The sequence below is a fragment of the Devosia sp. XK-2 genome, assembly GCF_037113415.1.
GTDB lineage: Bacteria > Pseudomonadota > Alphaproteobacteria > Rhizobiales > Devosiaceae > Devosia.
In genome coordinates this window covers 950,055-969,072 of sequence record NZ_CP146608.1, presented here as the reverse complement: position 1 = coordinate 969,072, position 19,018 = coordinate 950,055, and the positions used below count along the sequence as shown (strand labels likewise).

General features: G+C 61.6%; 18 protein-coding genes. 6 read left to right on the top strand and 12 right to left on the bottom strand.

What is annotated here, in order from left to right; genetic code table 11:
* Positions 1–57: 57 nt before the first annotated feature.
* The 6 genes from rhaM to V8Z65_RS04645 form a co-directional block, all read right to left on the bottom strand.
* Positions 58–390 (bottom strand): L-rhamnose mutarotase, encoded by a 333-nt coding sequence (gene rhaM / locus V8Z65_RS04670; RefSeq protein ID WP_338722870.1) that lies wholly within the window; start codon positions 388–390, stop codon positions 58–60.
* The gene (locus tag V8Z65_RS04665; RefSeq protein ID WP_338722869.1) at positions 387–1,388 is read right to left on the bottom strand and encodes an ABC transporter permease; all 1,002 of its coding nucleotides are present in this window, start codon (positions 1,386–1,388) and stop codon (positions 387–389) included. Before V8Z65_RS04665 ends, rhaM begins: the two co-directional genes overlap by 4 nt.
* The gene (locus V8Z65_RS04660) at positions 1,385–2,365 is read right to left on the bottom strand and encodes an ABC transporter permease (RefSeq protein ID WP_338722868.1); all 981 of its coding nucleotides are present in this window, start codon (positions 2,363–2,365) and stop codon (positions 1,385–1,387) included. The genes V8Z65_RS04665 and V8Z65_RS04660 overlap by 4 nt, the downstream gene beginning before the upstream one ends.
* Complete coding sequence (locus V8Z65_RS04655; protein ID WP_338722867.1) at positions 2,362–3,867, bottom strand: sugar ABC transporter ATP-binding protein; 1,506 nt, start codon at positions 3,865–3,867, stop codon at positions 2,362–2,364. Before V8Z65_RS04655 ends, V8Z65_RS04660 begins: the two co-directional genes overlap by 4 nt.
* A 177-nt stretch (positions 3,868–4,044) precedes the next feature.
* Positions 4,045–5,031, bottom strand: coding sequence for a rhamnose ABC transporter substrate-binding protein (rhaS, locus tag V8Z65_RS04650; protein WP_338722866.1), 987 nt, complete (start codon positions 5,029–5,031; stop codon positions 4,045–4,047).
* Positions 5,032–5,078: 47 nt separating this feature from the next.
* Positions 5,079–5,879, bottom strand: a complete 801-nt coding sequence (locus V8Z65_RS04645) for a DeoR/GlpR family DNA-binding transcription regulator (protein ID WP_338722865.1) — start codon at positions 5,877–5,879, stop codon at positions 5,079–5,081.
* A 184-nt stretch (positions 5,880–6,063) separates the two neighbouring features.
* On the opposite strand from V8Z65_RS04645, the gene V8Z65_RS04640 reads away from it, so the two are divergent.
* Together V8Z65_RS04640 and rhaI are read left to right on the top strand one after the other, a co-directional pair.
* Positions 6,064–8,160: a bifunctional rhamnulose-1-phosphate aldolase/short-chain dehydrogenase gene (locus tag V8Z65_RS04640; RefSeq protein WP_338722863.1), complete on the top strand. Its 2,097-nt coding sequence runs from the start codon at positions 6,064–6,066 to the stop codon at positions 8,158–8,160.
* Positions 8,161–8,170: 10 nt separating this feature from the next.
* On the top strand, positions 8,171–9,460 hold the full coding sequence (gene rhaI, locus V8Z65_RS04635; RefSeq protein WP_338722862.1) for an L-rhamnose catabolism isomerase: 1,290 nt from the start codon (positions 8,171–8,173) through the stop codon (positions 9,458–9,460).
* A gap of 75 nt (positions 9,461–9,535) precedes the next feature.
* Here the strand turns inward: rhaI and V8Z65_RS04630 are convergent, their stop codons facing one another.
* Both V8Z65_RS04630 and V8Z65_RS04625 read right to left on the bottom strand, forming a co-directional pair.
* On the bottom strand, positions 9,536–9,997 hold the full coding sequence (locus V8Z65_RS04630) for a DUF5680 domain-containing protein (protein WP_338722860.1): 462 nt from the start codon (positions 9,995–9,997) through the stop codon (positions 9,536–9,538).
* 55 nt (positions 9,998–10,052) lie between these two features.
* Positions 10,053–10,949, bottom strand: a complete 897-nt coding sequence (locus V8Z65_RS04625) for a LysR substrate-binding domain-containing protein (protein ID WP_338722858.1) — start codon at positions 10,947–10,949, stop codon at positions 10,053–10,055.
* Positions 10,950–11,070: 121 nt separating this feature from the next.
* On the opposite strand from V8Z65_RS04625, the gene V8Z65_RS04620 reads away from it, so the two are divergent.
* Entirely contained in the window at positions 11,071–11,280 is a 210-nt protein-coding gene (locus tag V8Z65_RS04620) for a hypothetical protein (RefSeq protein WP_338722857.1), read from the top strand.
* A 38-nt stretch (positions 11,281–11,318) separates the two neighbouring features.
* Positions 11,319–11,792: a Cys-tRNA(Pro) deacylase gene (ybaK, locus tag V8Z65_RS04615; protein WP_338722856.1), complete on the top strand. Its 474-nt coding sequence runs from the start codon at positions 11,319–11,321 to the stop codon at positions 11,790–11,792.
* Positions 11,793–12,164: 372 nt separating this feature from the next.
* Here the strand turns inward: ybaK and V8Z65_RS04610 are convergent, their stop codons facing one another.
* The 4 genes from V8Z65_RS04610 to V8Z65_RS04595 form a co-directional block, all read right to left on the bottom strand.
* Entirely contained in the window at positions 12,165–12,311 is a 147-nt protein-coding gene (locus V8Z65_RS04610) for a DUF1127 domain-containing protein (protein ID WP_297105645.1), read from the bottom strand.
* Positions 12,312–12,573: 262 nt separating this feature from the next.
* Complete coding sequence (cydX, locus tag V8Z65_RS04605; protein ID WP_338722853.1) at positions 12,574–12,705, bottom strand: cytochrome bd-I oxidase subunit CydX; 132 nt, start codon at positions 12,703–12,705, stop codon at positions 12,574–12,576.
* A 9-nt stretch (positions 12,706–12,714) separates the two neighbouring features.
* Positions 12,715–13,860, bottom strand: coding sequence for a cytochrome d ubiquinol oxidase subunit II (gene cydB, locus V8Z65_RS04600; RefSeq protein WP_338722852.1), 1,146 nt, complete (start codon positions 13,858–13,860; stop codon positions 12,715–12,717).
* Positions 13,857–15,452 (bottom strand): cytochrome ubiquinol oxidase subunit I, encoded by a 1,596-nt coding sequence (locus V8Z65_RS04595; RefSeq protein WP_338722851.1) that lies wholly within the window; start codon positions 15,450–15,452, stop codon positions 13,857–13,859. Before V8Z65_RS04595 ends, cydB begins: the two co-directional genes overlap by 4 nt.
* A gap of 174 nt (positions 15,453–15,626) precedes the next feature.
* On the opposite strand from V8Z65_RS04595, the gene cydD reads away from it, so the two are divergent.
* Both cydD and cydC read left to right on the top strand, forming a co-directional pair.
* The gene (gene cydD / locus V8Z65_RS04590; RefSeq protein WP_338722850.1) at positions 15,627–17,351 is read left to right on the top strand and encodes a thiol reductant ABC exporter subunit CydD; all 1,725 of its coding nucleotides are present in this window, start codon (positions 15,627–15,629) and stop codon (positions 17,349–17,351) included.
* Complete coding sequence (cydC, locus tag V8Z65_RS04585; RefSeq protein ID WP_338722848.1) at positions 17,348–19,000, top strand: thiol reductant ABC exporter subunit CydC; 1,653 nt, start codon at positions 17,348–17,350, stop codon at positions 18,998–19,000. Before cydD ends, cydC begins: the two co-directional genes overlap by 4 nt.
* Positions 19,001–19,018: the final 18 nt, after the last annotated feature.

Below are 19,018 nucleotides of genomic sequence, written 5' to 3'. Positions count from 1 at the left end.
GAAATCCAACGAAAAGGGCGGCCCGAGAGCCGCCCTTTTTCATGTCCGTAAGACCGATCACTTCATCCAGAAGACTGGCGTTAAATCGGTCGAGATGGGCTCGTTCTTGTCATTGGTGGCCATGATGTCGGCCATATGGGCCCACCAGCGCTGCATCACTTCGGTATTCGGCAGGTCGGCCATGGTGTGGTCCACTCGCCGCCAGAGGACGCCGAAAAGCGTATTGGTCTCTTCGTCAAGGTGGATGGAATAGTCCTTCACGCCCGCCTCGTGCAGCAGGTCCACCAGTTCAGGAAAAATCTCGTCGTGGCGCCTTTTGTATTCGGCGGCCATTCCGGGATTGAGATGCATCTTGAAGGCGTGCTTCTCATAACCATTTTCGAGGATCATGCGCGACGTTCCTTGAACATCTTCCAGAGGATTGGCAGTGCGATCACCACGATCAGCAGCGTTCCGGTAAAGATGGTCATGACGATGCCGGGCACATTGAGCAGGCCGAGGCCGAAGGTCACCAGCCCAATGATCAGCGCTGCCAGCACGACGCCGATGATCGACCCGGCCCCGCCCAAGATCGAGACGCCACCCAGCACCACCATGGTCACCACATCAAGCTCGAAGCCTTCGGCGATTGAAGGCCGCGTGGAGCCAAGCCGTGCCGTTAGCAGCACCGCGGCAATGCCACTCATCAGGCCGGTCAGGCAAAAGAGGACGAATTTTATGCGGTCGACGCGCACCCCCGAAAAGCGGGCGGCGGTCGCGTTGTTGCCGATGGCGAAGACCCGGCGACCAAAATTGGTGTGGTGCAGCAGCACGTAGAAAACCATGGCCGCGACAAGGAACAGCACCAGCTCGAACGAAATGACCCACACTACATAGCCCTGGCCGAACCAGGAAAAGTCTTTCGGATAGCCCTTGAAGCTCTGGTCGCCCAGAATGATGAAGGCGATACCCCGAAAGAGGCTCATCGTGCCGATGGTGACCACAATCGAGGGCAGTTTCAGCCCGGTCACGAGAAAGCCGTTGAAGGCGCCACACAGCACCCCGACACCCACGCCCACAGCGACCAATGTTGGCGTATCGGCACCATATTGCAGGGCCAGCCCCATCAGCGTTGAAGCCAGAGCAATGATGGAGGCGACGGACAGATCGATCTCACCGGTTATGATCACCAGCGCCATGGCCAGGGCAATCAGGCCCTTCTCGGTGAAATTGAAGGTGAGGTCAGAAAGGCTCCATTCATTGAGGAAGTAGGGAGAGGCAAAGCTGTTGGCGATGAAAATGCCCAGCGCCACCAGAACCAGCAGGCTCTCCCAACTCATCACGGCGGATTTGATCGGATTGTCGAGCCGATCAGGCAAGCGCCGGCCGGTTGCAGTCATGTCGGTCATGCGGCCACCTCGGCCTTTTTGAGAATGATACGCCCCTTGCTGCGTTCGCTGGTGGCGTTGAGCACCACAGCGAGCAGAATAGCGAGGCCCGAAATGGCCATCTGCCAGAAGGGCGAAACGCCGATGACCGGCAGGGCATTATTGACCACGCCGAGGAACAGCGCGCCCAGAATGGCGCCACCGACAGTGCCGATCCCGCCGGCAATCGACACGCCACCGATCACGCAGGCTGCGACAACGGTCAGTTCATAGCCCCCCGCGCTCTCTGTCGAGGCGATCACATATTTGGACACATAGAGATAGCCAGCGAGCCCCGACAAAGCACCCGACAACACGAAGGCCAGGAACTTGGTGCGTCCCACATTGATGCCGGTATAGACCGCCGCGACCGGGTTGACGCCGATGGCGTAGAAGGCCCGCCCCCATGGCGTGCGGGTCATCAGGAGATAGACCAGCGCCGCCACGACAATGGCGAACCAGCTCAAGACCGGCAGGCCCAGCAAGGTGCCACGCTGCAGCTGGATGAAATCCTGGCTCATCTGCGCCGCATTCACCCAGGTGCCGCCAGAAGCCACGAAGGCAAGGCCCCGGAAAATGGTCAGCGTGCCCAGCGTCACCACGATGGGCGGAATATTGAGCTTCCAGACCAGAAGACCATTAAAAGCGCCCAGACCCGCTCCGACCACGACACAGCCCGCGATCAGCAGCGGCACTGGAATGAACGGAAAGGCCGCATTGGTCAGCGCCACCAGCATGCCGGTCAGGGCCAGATTGGAGGCGACCGAGAGATCGATGGACCGCGTGAGGATCACCGCCATCTGGCCGAGCGCCAGCATCATCAGGATCGACGTGTCGTTGAAAATCGTCAGCAGATTGCTGGGCTGGGCAAAGCGCGGGAAGCGCCAGGTCACCAGCGCAATCACGGCGAGAATGGCCAGCGCCAGCCAGAGTTCGCGGGATTTCAGAAGCCGGTTCATGCCGCCTCTACCTCGATAATTCCGGCAGCTAGGCGCACCAGCGTTTCGGGCTGCAGGTTCTTGTTTTCAAGCGTGTCCACAACTAGCCCCTCGCGCATGACCACCACGCAGTCGCTCATGCCCAGCACTTCGGGCAATTCGGAAGAAACCATGATCACGCTCAGCCCCTGCGCCACCAGTTCCCCCATGAATTCATGGACGGCGGCTTTCGAGCCAATATCAATGCCCTTGGTCGGTTCATCGAGAATGATAACCTTGGGCAGGGTCGCCAGCCATTTGGCGATCACCACCTTCTGCTGATTGCCGCCCGACAGGGTCGAGACATTCTGGCTGAGCGAAGAGGCACGCAGGTCGAGCCGCTCGGTATAGGTGCGCGCCAGCCTGAATTCCTCGGTCATGCGCAGAAAACCGGATTTGCTGGTCTTGGTGAGGCTGGGCAGCGAGACATTCTTGAATATGGGCTCGCCGGTAATCACGCCCTGCTTGCCGCGCTCTTCGGGGACATAGACAATGCCGGCCTCCACCGCATCGGCGGGAGAGCGCGGGGCAATGGTCTTGCCGTCCAAGACGATTGAGCCCCTCGAGGGCCTCGTCATGCCGAACACGGCCTGCATCACTTCCGAGCGACCGGCCCCGACCAGACCGTAAAATCCAAGGATCTCGCCCTTGCGCACCGAGAACGACACCTGGTCGAATTCGGTTGGGTGGCTGAGCCCGGACACCTCAAGCACCGTCTCGCCAATGACGGCCTCGCGCGCCGGGAAAATCTGCTCAACCGCGCGCCCGACCATCATGCGGACAATCTCGGATTGCGGCGTGTCCTTGATGAAGCCCTTGCCCACCTGTTCGCCATCGCGAAACACGGTGTAGCGGTCGGCAATGCGATAGATCTCGTCGAATTTGTGCGAGATGAAAAGAATGGCTTTTCCATCCTTTTTCAGGAGCTCGACCAGCACATAAAGCTCCTCGATTTCCTTCTGGCTGAGCGCCGCGGTCGGTTCATCCATGATGACGACCTGCGCATCGACGCTCAGCGCCCGCGCGACAGCCACCAGATGCTTTTTGGCGATGCCCAATTCCTTGAGCGGCATGGACGCGTCAATGCCCGCCGCCATGGAATCGAGCGTCAATTGCGCCTCATGGCGCATCGTCTTCCAGTCGATCATGCCGAAGCGGTTTTTCGGCGCATGGCCAAGATAGATATTCTCGGCGACGCTCAGCTCATCGAACAGCACGGTTTCCTGATGGATGGCGGTTATGCCGGCATGGGAAGCGGAATGCGCTGTGGGCAGCGATACAAGCTGACCATTGACCCTGATTTCCCCGGCGTCCGGCTGATAGATGCCGGTCATGGTTTTCACCAGCGTCGACTTTCCTGCGCCGTTCTCCCCGATCAGAGCGGTCACCTGCCCGGCATAGAGCTCAAGCGACACATCATGCAGCGCCCGCACACCGGGAAAGCTTTTCGATATGCCCGAAAGGGTCAGGATGGGGTCGGTCATGGATTTCACTTTACCAAATACCCCCACCCTCAATCCCTCCCCACAAGGGGGAGGGAGGCGATGGGCAAAACGCTTCGGTCTTGCGCATCCCTCCCCTCGATGGGGAGGGATTGAGGGTGGGGTGGGCCGCGCGAGCGGGTACCCTGCGCGGTCCGGGCCGCGCAGGGAATGTTCAGATCAGTAGATCTTGGAGAACTCTTCGATGTTTGAAGCGTCGAACTGGAAGGGTGCAGCCATGGCGGCAGAGTTGGTGTCGTCCAGCGTCACTTCACCAACCTTGCCGATGGAGAAGGTTGCGCCGGGAGCGGCTTCTTCGCCTTCAACCAGGGCATTGGCCAGATAGACTGCCGAATAACCCAGGTCGATCGGGTTCCACAGGGCCACGGCCTGCGAAGCACCATTGTCGATGAACTGCTTGAATTCGCTTGGCAGAGCGAGACCAGTGACATTGATCTTGCCGATCAGGTCCTGGTCGGTCACCACCTGGGCCGCAGCCACGACGCCGACCGTGGTCGGCGCAATGATGGCCTTCAGGTCAGGATAGGCAGCGATCAGGCCGCGAGCCTCTTCGGTCGACTTCACCGAGTCATCATCGCCATAAACGGTGGCGACCAGATTGATATCGGGGAACTTCTCGGGAATGGCGGCCTTGGCGGCTTCGATCCAGGCATTCTGATTGGTCGCAGTGGAGGCAGCCGACAGGATCGCCACATCGCCACCCTCGGGCAGGTAATCGGCGGCCAGCTTGATGATGGTTTCGCCGATCAGGTCGATATCGGAGGGGTTGAGGTGGATCTGGCGGCCTTCGGGGGCAACGCCGGAGTCGAAGCTCACCACCTTGATGCCGCGCTGCATGGCGCGCTGGAGCACCGGCACCAGCGCGTCCGGGTCGTTGGCCGAAATGGCAATGGCGTCGACCTGCTGGGCAATGAGCGAATTGACCACTTCAATCTGGGCTTCGGCCGTTGCCGAGGTCGGGCCGGTATAGATAACCTCAACGTCACCCAATTCGGCGGCAGCTTCCTGCGCGCCCTTGTTGGCAGCATCGAAGAAGCCGTTGCCGAGCGACTTTACCACCAGCGCAATGCGGGTTTCGGCCATGGCCGGTGTCGCTATCAACACGGCGGCGGCTGCGGTGGCAGCCAGCAATTTCCAGAGTTTCATTTCGTCCCTCCCAGGGTTCACGTCTTGGAACTAGTCGTTGTTTCAGATCAGGCCACGTTTGCTTCGGCCTGATCCGTAGTGTCCGCCACGATGAGCCTGACCCCTGCTGTTTCCAGCATCTGACGGTCATCATCGCGGATGCCGCTATCGGTAATGACAGCGGAAATTCGGCCGAGCCCGCACAGAATGAGGCTCGAATGTCCCGAAAATTTCGAGGAATCGGCCAGCACGATCAGCTCGTCGGCCTGCCCGATCAGCGCCAGTTCGGACTGCACGACCATAGGGTCGGCTTCCATCAGGCCATGGGCGCCGATGCCCTGGCAGCCGATGAACATGCGCTTGGCGTAGAAATGGCTCGCCACCACGCCGCCAAAAGGCGAGAGGATGACGTTTTGCTCGCGATAGACCGTGCCGCCGGGAATGACGACGGAATTGCGCGAATTGTGAATGAGGAATTCGGCGATGGCGAAGCTGTTGGTGAAGACGCTCATGCGCCGCGCCGTCAGGTGGTGCACCATCTGATAGGTGGTGGTGCCGCCATTGATGATGATCGGCTCGCCATCGCGGCACATTTCTGCCGCCACCCGGGCAATTGCGCGTTTCTGCGCGATATTGATCGTTTCGTTGACCGAAAAGGGCCTGCCGACCAGTCCACCCTGTGATGGGGGATTGATCGATTCAGCGCCACCCCGTACGCGGCGCAGCTTGCCCTGCTCGTCCAGGGCCGCAATATCGCGGCGAATGGTGGCTTCGGACGAGCCTGTCACTTCGCAAAGCTCCGCCACAGTCACCACGGGATGGGACTGCGCGGCGGCGAGAATGACGCGGTGGCGTTCCGTTTCGTGCAAAGCTGATACTCCTCAAGCGCATTTGCTTCCATCAATTCCGGGCAGAGTCAATCACAAATCCGCACCAAACCGTCACATTCGCGCAAATATGACGAAACATGATTGTTTCTGATTGACAGTGTTCGTCATTCTATGCCCATTTCCGGCCAATCAATATGCTGCCCCTATATCCGGGAGGAATCTGATGTCCACCGCGCCCAAGCGCCTCCAAAACCTGTGGGACGACGCCAAGGCCGCGTCCATGTCCGAGCCGGAGCGTCTCGTCTACCGCTCGAACCTGCTCGGCTCGGACAAGCGCGTTACCAATTATGGTGGCGGCAATACCTCCTCCAAGATCATGCAGAAGGACCCGCTGACCGGCGAAGAGGTCGAGGTTCTATGGGTCAAAGGCTCCGGCGGCGACAATGCCTCGATCAAGCTCGATGGCTTTGCCACGCTCTATATGGACAAGCTGCGCGCGCTGAAGGGGCTCTATCGCGGCGTGGAATTCGAAGACGAAATGGTGGGCTACCTGCCCCATGCCACCTTCAATCTCAATCCGCGCGCATCCTCCATCGACACCCCGCTCCATGCCTATGTGAACCGGCCTTTTGTCGACCACATGCACCCCGATGCGATCATCGCCATTGCCGCTTCAAAGAACAGCAAGGAACTGACCCAGAAGATTTTCGGCGACACCATCGGCTGGCTGCCCTGGAAAAAGCCGGGCTTCGAGCTGGGTCTGTGGCTGGAAAAATTCTGCATCGAGAACCCCGAGGCCAAGGGCGTGGTGCTCGAAAGCCATGGCCTCTTCACCTGGGGCGACACCCCCAAAGAGTGCTACGAAACCACCATTGCCATTATCAATCAGGCCATTGAGTGGTTTGAAACAGAAGCGGCCGGCAAGACGATTTTCGGTGGCGCTGCCAAGCAGTCTCTGCCTGCGGACGAGCGTCGCGCAATTGCCGCCCGGCTGATGCCGAAAATTCGCGGCTTCATCTCCGAAGATAGCCACAAGCTGGGGCATTTCGACGATAGCGATGCCGTGCTCGAATTCGTCAATTCCAACAATTTGCGGCCGCTGGCGGCCCTGGGCACCTCCTGCCCCGACCACTTCCTGCGTACCAAAATCCGCCCGCTGGTCGTGGATTTTGATCCGGCCAGTCCGGATGTCGATGCCGTCATCGCAGGTCTGGCCGACCAGATCGCCGCCTATCGCGTCGACTACCAGGCCTATTACGACCGCTGCAAGCACGACAATTCGCCCGCCGTGCGCGACCCGAATGCCGTGGTCTATCTGATCCCGGGCGTGGGCATGATCACCTTTGCCAAGGACAAGGCCACAGCCCGCATTTCGGGCGAGTTCTATGTCAACGCCATCAACGTGATGCGCGGCGCCTCGACCGTTTCAGAATATCAGGGCCTGCCCGAGCAGGAGGCCTTCGACATCGAATATTGGCTGCTTGAAGAGGCCAAGCTCCAGCGCATGCCCAAGCCCAAATCCCTTGCCGGCAAGATCGCGCTGGTCACCGGTGGCGCGGGAGGCATTGGCAAGGCCACGGCCGCTCGCCTCTTGCGCGAAGGGGCCTGCGTGGTGCTGGCCGATATCGACCAGACCGCGCTCGATGCGGCAACAGAAGAGCTGAGCGGCGTGTTCGGCAAGGACTTTGTCCGGCCGGTGAATATTAATGTCACCCGCGAAGAGCAGGTCATTTCCGGCTTCGCCCATGCCGTGGTTGAGTTCGGTGGCCTCGACATTCTGGTATCGAACGCTGGCCTCGCCTCTTCGGCCCCGATCGAGGAAACCTCGCTCGAGCTCTGGAACAAGAATATGGACATCCTGTCCACGGGCTACTTCCTGGTCAGTCGCGAGGCCTTCAAAATCTTCCGCGCCCAGAAGATCGGCGGCAATGTCGTTTTCGTCGCCTCCAAGAACGGGCTCGCCGCCTCGCCCAATGCCGCGGCCTATTGCACCGCCAAGGCGGCCGAAATCCATCTCGCCCGCTGCCTGGCGCTGGAAGGCGCGGAAGCGCAAATCCGCGTCAATGTCGTCAATCCCGACGCCGTGCTGCGCGGCTCCAAGATCTGGGCTGGCGAATGGCTGGAACAGCGTGCCTCGACCTACAAGACCGATAAGGACGGGCTTGAGGAAATGTATCGCCAGCGCTCGATGCTCAAGCGCTCCGTGTTCCCCGAGGACATTGCCGAAGCCATCTATTTCTTCGCCTCAGACGCCTCGGCCAAGTCCACCGGCAACATCATCAATGTCGATGCGGGCAACGCCCAGTCGTTCCCGCGCTGAGGATTGAGAGATGACCGAACACATTATCGACCCATCCACGATCGAAGCCGAGAACGCCCGTCGTGCCGCCGACCTCCATGTCGATTACGACACGCTGGGCGAACGCCTGGACCGCCGGGGCATTTCAATTGACGCAATCAAGGACAAGGTCGCGGCCTTCTCCGTCGCTGTGCCCTCCTGGGGCGTCGGCACCGGCGGCACCCGCTTTGCCCGCTTCCCGGGCAAAGGCGAGCCGCGCGATATCTTCGACAAGATCGAGGACTGCGCCGTCATCGCGCAGCTGACCCAAGCGACGAAAACCGTGTCGCTCCACATTCCATGGGACAAAGCCGATCCGAACCGGTTGAAGCAGGCCGCCAGCCGCTTCAACTTGGGCTTCGACGCGATGAATTCGAACACCTTTGCCGATGCCGCAGGGCAGATGCAGAGCTATAAATTCGGTTCGCTCTCGGCGTCAGACAGGGCCACGCGCGAACAAGCCATCGAGCACAATCTCGAATGCATTGAAATCGGCAAGACCATTGGCTCGAAAGCTTTGACCGTGTGGATCGGCGACGGTTCGAACTTCCCCGGCCAGACCAATTTTGCCGATCAGTTCGGCCATTATCTGGACGCCATGAAGTCCATCTATGCCGCCCTGCCCGACGACTGGCGCCTCTACACCGAACACAAGATGTATGAACCGGCCTTCTATTCGACGGTCGTCCAGGATTGGGGCACCAATTACCTGATCGCCAAGGAACTGGGCGACAAGGCCTATTGCCTGGTCGATCTCGGGCACCACGCGCCCAACGTCAATATCGAGATGATCGTTTCGCGCCTGGCTCAATTCGGCAAGCTTGGCGGCTTCCATTTCAACGACAGCAAATATGGCGACGACGACCTCGACGCTGGCGCCATCGATCCTTACCGCCTGTTCCTGGTGTTCAACGAGCTGGTCGATGCGGAAAATCGCTATGACGATTTCCATCCGGCGCACATGCTCGACCAGAGCCACAATGTCACCGATCCGATCGAATCCCTGATGCTCTCGGCGGCCGATGTCCAGCGCGCCTATGCTCAGGCCCTGCTGGTTGATCGCATGGGTCTCAAGGCCGCACAGCAGGGCAATGACGCCCTGGCGGCCACACAGGCACTGCGCCTTGCCTATCGCACTGATGTCGAGCCGATCCTGGCTATGGCCCGCATGGAACAGGGCGGCGCCATCGACCTGTTGGCCACGTATCGCGCCTCGGGCTATCGCGCCAAGGTCGCCGAAATCCGTCCCGAAATCGCGGCGGGGTCGAGCGGCATCGTCTAGTTTTCCGAGGCACCTCCCCGCCAAGGAAAAACAAGGGCCCGGTGAGCATTTCGCCGGGCCCTTCCTTTCAACGAACTAAGGTTTTACCAGCCCACCGAAATAGTCGAGCGCATAGGCCCGTACGCCGCCGACCTCGATCACCTCCTGCCCGCGAAAGCAAGCCGCATTGCCCTCGCTGCGGTCGCGATAGCGGCCATGCGGCCCGGTCCAATCGAAGCCGCCGAGGAAGCGCCCCTCGGCATACATGGCCGACAATGCTGCCTTGATGGTTTCCCCGGCCCGCGCGGCGTCGATGAGATCGGGGCGCGACACATGGCCATAATAGTTCATGGACCAGACCGGCTCCCCGGCCCGCCAGAGCACTTCCTGGCCCAGAAAATCGGTGCCGCCGAAATAGCTGTCGAGGTAGTGCCAGTCGCCATCGGACCAGCTCAGGTCATGCGATCCGCGCCGGCAGGACGGCATTTTGGCGCCGCCGCCGACATAGGTCGCAGCCTTGGCCCTGACGACCGCTGTGTTCAGTTCATGGATATCCATTGGGGTTCTCCCTGTTTCCGGGGAGGAACCTGGCGCCGCCAAGAGACAGACAATGTCAGGACGCCTCGCGCATATAGGCGGTAGCCTCCAATATCCAGTCGCGGAACTTGCGGATTTTGGGCACGTTGCGGCGGCTTTCGGGATAGACGAGGTAGTAGGCGCGGTCGGCCGGCGCCAGCAGCGTGAACGGCTGGATCAATCGCCCCGAAGCAATCTCGTCTCGAAACAGGATCGGCGTCAGCATGGCCACGCCGCGCCCCGCCATGGCGGCCGAACCCAACAGGCTCTGCCACCCCAGAAGGCTCAAGGGCCGCCCTTCGGCTGAATATCCCGGCACGCCCGCCGCAGCGAACCAGGTATCGAGCCAATCGTCCTGCGGGTCGAGAATAGGCAGTTTGAGCAGATCGGCCGGCGTCTTGATGCCGCCAATGCTCTGCGCCAGCTCCGGGCTCAGCAAGGGGGTAAAGTCCGCCTTGACCAGCAGATGGGCCACCAGGCCATTGCCCGGCGGACCTTGCAGGGTGCGAATGCCGATATCGAAATCGCCATGAATAAGATCGACCATGGTCGAGCCGCTATCGAGCCGCACGGCAATATCGGGATGGGCCAGTTGAAACAGCCCCAGATTGGGCGCCAGCCACTGCACGGCAAGCGTGGGCACGGCGGTAATGGAAAGCTGGTTGTCCAGCGCCCCTCGCGCATTGGCAAAGGCACCGCGGATCAGGTCGAACGCCTGTTCAATATCGGGAGCCAGCCGAGCGCCGGTTTCGGTCAATTCTATACGCCGGGCTTTGCGCACGAATAGCGGCGTGCCGACACGTTCCTCAAGCACCTTGATCTGGTAGCTCACCGCTGCCTGGGTCATCCCCAATTCGTCCGCGGCCCTGGTGAAACTCAGATGCCGGGCAACGGCCTCGAAGGCCCGCAAGGCGGTCATGGGCGGTAACGACATAGATAAAACCTCCTTATGCGTGATGACTGAGGTTTAGTTGGAATATCGCCAAATGAAGAGGCATTGTCATGAGGAAGTCAATCAGATCGAGGCGCTGACCATAAGGTCAGTGAATGCTAAAATGATGTCTCTTTCAGCTATTCTCGCCCTTCTCGTCCCCGTTCCTGCCGTGCGCGATGCGTCCCAAAAGCTCGCAAAGCGGCACCAGAAGCGAGAGGTGATCGCGCGCTTGCGCTGGGCGCCCCATCTGCTGCGGGATATCGGCTTTGACGAGCCGCTTCCTCCACCGACCGACCCTCGCTGGGTAGATCGGAGCCTGTGGGAGCGCTGAGGCTTGCCGTTTGCGGGCATTGGCCTAAAACAAGGCCCATGTCCAAGACCACGCCCGCAACGCAGGCCCTGACCAAGGCCGGCATTTCCTTCACCCTGGCCCACTACGATTACGATCCACACGCGGAGCGTGTCGGGCTGCAGGCAGCCGAAGCCATGGGTGTCTCGCCTGCCGAGGTCTTCAAGACGCTCATGGCCGAGCTCGACGGCAAGCCCGTTTGCGCCATCGTCCCGTCGGACGAAGAGGTGAATATGAAAAAGCTCGCCGCCAGCCTGGGCGGCAAGTCGGCCAATATGATGAAACCGGCCGACGCCGAGCGATTGACGGGCTACAAGGTGGGCGGCATTAGCCCCCTGGGCCAGCGCAAGCACGTGCCCACCGCGCTCGACGAATTGGCCACGCTTTACGACGAGATTTTCCTCAATGGCGGGCAACGCGGGCTGCAGATCCGCATCCGGCCGGACGACCTCATCAAGGCGCTCGATTGCGTCGTGGCCGATCTGGTGAGGTAAAGTCACGCCGGCCAAACGCCGCACGTTCACACAACCACCGAGCCGCCCTCGGACTTGATCCGAGGACCAGTCGTAACGGCCAAGGAGCGGCGAGCGGCACTCGGGTCTGGCCCGAATGCGGCCCTGCGATACCTACCGGCTTCGCCGCACACCTCTCCCTTTGGGGTGTGTTTAGCTTGCGCGCACCCGGTCAGATAGGAAGGATATCGGCTCCTTCGCCTTCCCTCCCCTTGATGGGGAGGGAACGAGGGTGGGATGACCTTCAACGACACCGCGTGTCCCAACCATCCAAAACGACAAAAGGCGCCCTTGTGGACGCCTTCATCGGATGACTTGGAGGGTCAAGTGCCGCCTTGCGGCGACGGTCGCTGGTTAGGCGACGTAGGTGCCGCGAGCGATGGCGCGGATGTCACCCTTGGTGATGCCGAGGTCGTGCAGCTGACGAGCGTCGAGGTTGTTCAGCTCGCGCAGGGTGCGCTGGTACTTGGCGTAATCGGCGATCTTCTTGGCGATGTTCATTTCGGTTTCCCCTTCGTTTGATGACCCTTATCTAGATCACTCCGGTCGTGATTAGTAGATGGCCATTCTGCACATCCGTTATGCACTGGATGCAAATGAAAGAGGCAATCTTGCCGCAATCCCGGCATGGCCATGGCGGAATTACGGCGAGGCTTCAACCGCGCCGGAAATCTCAATTCATTGAAACTGCAGCAAAAAACCGATCCCGAACTATGTCGGGACCGGTTTTTGGTGTTTTGACCAATTGGTCAACAGCTATGCGTCAGCGGGTAGCGGTTTGCCGCTTCTGCTCGCGCGCCACACGGCGGTCTTCGCGCATTTCAAACCACATGGCGTTGAGAATGCCGAAGCTGCAGGCCAGGCTCAGACCCAATATCCAGGAAAAATACCACATGAGCTTCTCCTAATAGGCGTTGGGGTTCTTGGAGAGATTGTCGCCGGTCACCGTGCCGCGCATCACCCGGAAGACCCAGGCGGTGTAGAGCAGCACGATGGGCAGGAAGAACAGCGTCACCAGCAGCATGATGAACAGGGTCATGTGGCTCGAAGAGGCGTCCCACAATGTCAGCCCGGCATTGGGCATGGTCGAGGATGGCAGGAAGAACGGGAAGATCGACACGCCTGCCGTGGCAATAATGCCGAAAATCCCGGCGCTGCTCCCCAGATAAGCCAGCCAGCGATTGCGGACCATAAGCCCGAGCACCGATATGGCCATGCCGGCAAGGCCGATGACGGGGGCAGAGATCATCCAGGGATAGAGGCCGTAATTGCGCAGCCAGCCGCCCGGCACCAGCTCCACGCTCTTGCCCAGCGGATTGATCGGTCCATTGGGATCGATCGCGCTGGTGACCACATGGCCGTTCATGGCGGCCACCCAGAGACCGCCCAGTGCAAAGAGCACGATGGTGGCTACTCCCGACCACAGGCCATAGGTCCGGGCCCTGTCGGCAATCGGGCCGGCGGTGCGGCCGATGATCAGGGCAGCACCATGGGTCACGATCATGCCCAGGCTGACAAGGCCGGCCAGCAGGGCAAAGGGCATCAGGAGCTGGAAGAAATTGCCCGTATAGAAGATGCGCATGCTGTCGTCGAAGTGGAACGGCGCCCCCAGCAGCACATTGCCCACGGCAACGCCCATGATCAGCGACGGCACAAAGCCACCGACGAACAGACCCCAATCCCATACGGCGCGCCAGCGGGTGTCTTCGATCTTGCCACGGAACTTGAAACCCACCGGACGCAGGATCAGCGCCAGCAGGATGACAAGCATGGCCAGGTAGAAGCCGGAAAAACTCACGGCATAAAGGGGCGGGAAAGCGGCGAAGATGGCACCACCGCCCAGGATCAGCCAGACCTGATTGCCTTCCCAGGTCGGGCCGATGAGATTGAGCAGAATGCGCCGCTCCTCGTCGGTTTTGGCGACGAAGGGCAGCAGGGCCCCGACGCCCAGGTCGCGCCCGCCCATAATGGCAAAGCCGATCAGCAGCACGCCCAGCAAAAGCCACCAGATAAGCCGCAGCGTTTCATAGTCGAGAGGAATGGTGCTCACGATCCAAGCTCCTTGGTTGCGGCATTGGCAGGCAGGGTGGTGATGACGAAATCGTCCTCATCGTCGGGCGTAAACAGCTTCTCCTTTGGCCCCGCCTTGATGATCCGGATCATGAGCATGACCATGATGATCAGCAGCGTCGTATAGACCAGCACGAAGAAACTCAGCGACAGCACAAGGTCGAGCACGCTGAGGCCCGAAGCCGCATAGAAGGTGGGCAAGACCCCTTCGACCACCCAGGGCTGGCGCCCGAATTCGGCAATGAACCAGCCCGATTCAATGGCGATCCATGGGGTGGGCAGCAGGAACACCGTGAACCATAGCAGCGGCTTATTGGTATCGATCCAGCCGCGCGAGGCGCGGTAGAACCACAGCCCGAAAAAGGCGATGAAGAAGAAGCCCAGCCCCATCATGATGCGGAAGGTCCAGAACAGCGGCCACACGGCCGGCACGGTATCTTCTGCCGCCATGGCGATTTGTTCGTCCGTGGCGTTCTGCACATCGTCGCGATAGCGCTTGAGCAGCAGGCCATAGCCGAGATCGGCCCAGTGTTCATCAAAGACCGCACGCGCGTCGGCATTATCGCCGTCGGCGCGGATCTGTTCGAGCGCGTCATAGGCGATCATGCCCGAACGGATGCGCTCTTTGGCATGTTCCACCAATTCATTGATGCCTTCGAGCTCTTCATCGAAGGACCGTGTGGTGATCAGGCCACCCATCCAGGGCACCGAGATCGACCAGGCGGTTTCCCCATCGGCGCCGGGAATGGCGACGACCGTCCAGGGCGCCGGCGCCGGTTCGGTGTGGAACGAGGCCTCGATGGCCGCGATCTTCATCTTCTGGTGTTCGGTGGCGACATAGCCGCTTTCGTCACCCAGCACGACGACCGACAGGGCCGAGGCGAGGCCGAAGCTGGCGGCCACCACGGCCGAGCGCTTGGCCAGTTCCACATGCTTGCCCTTGACCAGGAACAGCGCCGAAATCGCCAGAACAAAAACCGCGCCGGTCACATAGCCGGCGCTCACCGTATGGACGAATTTGGCCTGGGCGACCGAGTTGAAAATCACCGCCATGAAATCGGTGATTTCCATGCGCATGGTGTCGGGATTGAATTTGGCGCCAACCGGGTTTTGCATCCAGCCATTGGCGATCAGGATCCACAGCGCGGAGAAATTGGCACCGAAGGCCACCAGCCAGGTCACGACCAGGTGCCCCACCTTGCTCAAGCGGTCCCAGCCGAAGAAAAACAGACCCACGAAAGTGGCTTCGAGGAAGAAGGCCATCAGGCCTTCAATGGCCAGGGGCGCGCCGAATACGTCGCCGACATAATGGCTGTAATAACTCCAGTTCATGCCGAACTGGAATTCCATGACGATGCCGGTGGCGACACCCATGGCGAAATTGACGCCGAATAGCGTGCCCCAGAACAGGGTCGCCTTGCGCCAGATATCGCGCCCGGTCATCACATAGACGCTCTCCATGATGGCCATCATGAAGCTGAGCCCCAAGGTCAGGGGCACGAAGATGAAGTGGTACATCGCGGTAGCGGCAAATTGCCATCGCGAGAGGTCGACGACGAGCATGTCGGTCATGGCACGTTCTTGCTCTCTGTTTGCGGCGGCCGGAACGTGGGCCGTCTTTTATGTTCAGCCTAGCGCATTTAGATTGACCTTGGCCTTGATCCAGATCAAGGCGCTTGGTCTGGCACACTTTATAAGTGCACAATACCGCATTCGTTCTTTTTCGCGCGCGACCACACCCGGCCAGTGACAAGCAAACCCGACAAGACGAGCGCCAAGGCGCTGGATCGCCTGGCCCGCAAGGGTGGTGGCCTGGTGCTGGCGGCCATGGCCGCGCCGCTGATTGCGGGTCTGCTGCTGGTCTGGCAGGCATGGACCCTATCCGACATATTGGGCCGGGCGATAGAAGATGGCGAGCCGGTTGCCGCCCTGATTCCCGCACTTGGTCTGGTCATCGGCCTATTGGTCGTGCGGGCGCTGCTCAATGCCCTTGGTGAACAGGCGGGATTGGCCGGTGCCGAGGCGATCAAACGCCAGGTGCGGCAGGCGCTTTTTACCCAGCTTCTGTCCCGTTCGCCCCGCGCCGTCGACAATGCGCCTTCGGGCGTAGCCGGCGCAGCCATTGTCGACCAGGTGGACGCGCTTGAAGGATATTTTGCGCATTATTTGCCCGCCGCCACGCAGGCGGCTTTGCTGCCCCTGATCTTTGGCGCGATCATCCTGCCGCTCGACTGGCTGGCCGGGCTGCTGTTTCTGGTAACGGCGCCGCTCATTCCTGTCTTCATGGCCCTTGTCGGCTGGGGTGCGCAGATCGCGACGGACCGGCAGGCGCGCGCGCTTAGCCATCTTTCGGGCCGCTTCGCCGACCGCTTGCGCGGGCTGCTCACCTTGAAGCTCTTTGGTCGCGAGGCGGCGGAGACCGCCAGCATTGTCGAGGCCAGCGAGGCCCTGCGGCGGCGCACGCTCAAGGTCCTGCGCATTGCCTTTCTGTCCTCGGCGGTGCTCGAATTCTTCGCCGCGCTCGGCGTGGCCGGCATTGCTCTTTATGTGGGCCTGACCTTTATCGATTACCTGCAATTGCGCGCGAGCCCGCTCAGTCTGCAATTGGGCATGTTCCTGCTGCTCATGGCGCCCGAGGTCTATAATCCGCTCCGGCTTTTCGCTTCCCATTATCACGACCGGGCCACCGCGCGCTCGGCCATGGCCGAGATCACCGAGCAATTGGGTGTCACCGCCCAAGCGCCGGCGCCGCTGGCCGATATTGCTCCCCGGCCCGGCCCGGCCATGGCGCTCAACCTCTCCGGCGTCACCTTGCGGACGCCCGATGGCATGGCCAGCGTGGCGCTCGATCTGTCGCTCGCCGTGCCGGCCGGGCAGCATATTGCCCTGCTCGGCCCCAGCGGCACGGGCAAATCCACCCTGCTCGAAGCCATTGCCGGGCTACGGGCTTATACCGGCGACATCCTGCTCGATGGCCGCGAATTGGGCCAGTGGACCGAACCCGAACTACGCGGCCGCATCTTTCTGTTGCCGCAGAAGGCGCGCATCGTTCACGCCAGCATTGCCGACAATATAGCCATGGCCCGCCCCGGCGCTTCACGTCAGGAAGTGGAGCGGGCCGCCGCGCTTGCCTCTGTCAGCCATTTCGCTGCCGCCTTCCCCGAGGGGCTCGATACGATCATCGGCGAGGATGGTATTGGTCTTTCGGGCGGCCAGGCCCAGCGTGTCGCCCTGGCGCGGCTGTTCCTGCGGGACGCGAGCCTCATCCTGCTCGACGAACCCACCGCCCATCTCGATGGCGCGCTCGAACAGGAGATCGCGACGGCCCTGCTGAACTATGCCAAGGGCCGCACGCTGATCGTCGCCACCCATTCCCAGGCCCTGACCGCCCGGATGGACAAGGCCTATCGCATGGCCGGCGGCGTCCTGCTCAGCACGCCATTGCCAGCCTTGAAGCGAGATATCGCATGAAGGCGCTCCTAACCTTCCTGCCCCTGTTCCGTCGCCGCAGCCGGGCTTTGCTGCTCGCCCTGGCGCTGTCGCTGCTCACGCTCGTGGCAGGGGTCTCACTCCTGGGCACCTCCGGCTGGTTCATCACCGCAACGGCGCTGACGACGGCGGGGCTGGGCTTTAACCTCTTCGTCCCCTCGGCCATGGTCAGGGGTCTCTCCTTCGTACGCATCCTGGCGCGCTATGGCGAGCGGCTGGTCGGGCACAATGCCACGCTCAAGCTGCTGTCCGATCTCCGCGGCTGGCTCTTCGCGCGCCTCTTTCCGCGCCTGCCCCTGCCGGAACGCTCGCTCCGGCATGGCGACCTGGTCTCGCGCCTGACGGCCGATGTCGATGCGCTCGACACCGCCTTTCTTGTCGCCATCGGCCCGCTGATCGCGGCGGTGGTGGTGGGCGGCGTCATGACGATTACGCTCGCCCTGTTTCTGCCCAACGCCGCCCTGCCCTATGGGCTGGCGCTGGCGCTCGCTACATTCGCCGTGCCCGCCACCATGGTGCTGCTCGGGCGCAAGGCTGGGCGTGACAGCGTCTCGGCCCGCGCCGATCTGCGCATGGACGTGCTCGATGGCGTCAAGGGCCATGCCGATCTGACCGTGCTGGGGGTTCTGGGCACCACGGCGGGCCGGTTTGCCGATACCAGCACCAAAGCCTCGCGTTTGAACCTGCGTCTGGGGGGCCTGACCAGCCTTGGCGGGCTGGCGGTGCAATTGCTGGCCGCCTTTGCACTGATGGGCACGCTATGGGCGGGCCTGGTCGCCCTCGAGGCGCAAGCGATCGATGGCCCGCTCATGGCCGGGCTGCTACTGGCGGTGCTGGGCAGCTTCGAGGTCACCAGCCTGATCGTGCGCAGCACCGGCAAGGCCAGCCAGGCCATGGCCGCCGCCGAGCGCCTGGTCGCCCTGGCCGAGCTGCCGCCACCGGTCGTCGAACCGGCAGCGCCCGCGGCCATGCCCGAAATGGGCGATATCGTTCTTGACGCTGTGAGCTTTGCCTATCCCGGCCTGCCGCCCGTTCTCGAAGACATTTCCCTGGTCGTCGCGCCCGGCGAGCGCCTTGCCATTGTCGGGCCGAGCGGCGGCGGCAAGACCACGCTATTGCGCCTCCTGCTGCGCCTGGCGACGTCCCAGTCCGGGTCGATCCGGCTTGGCGGGGTGCCCCTTTCGACCCTCGGCAGTGCCGATATCCACGCTCACATGGCCCTCTTGAGCCAGGATAGCCCGGTCTTTATCGACACGATCCGCAACAATCTGCTCATCGGCCGCGCCGATGCCAGCGATGACGATCTCTGGGCGGCCCTGGCCAAGGCGCAGTTGGATGCCCATATCCGCGCCCTGCCCGATGGCCTGGACACAATTGCGGGTGAGGCCGGTCGGACATTGTCCGCTGGGCAGGCCCGTCGCCTCTGCCTGGCGCGCGCCCTTTTGTCCAATGCACCGGTCTTGTTGCTGGACGAGCCGACCAATGCTCTGGACCGGGAAACCGAAGAGGCCTTTTTCAAGGTTCTGGCGACCGCGGTCAGCGGCCGCACGGTCATCATGGTGACCCATGCCGCCCTGCCGGCGGGCACGGTCGACCGCGTCTTGGCGTTGGAAAACGGCACATTGGCCTGAAGCTTGCGACGAGCCGTC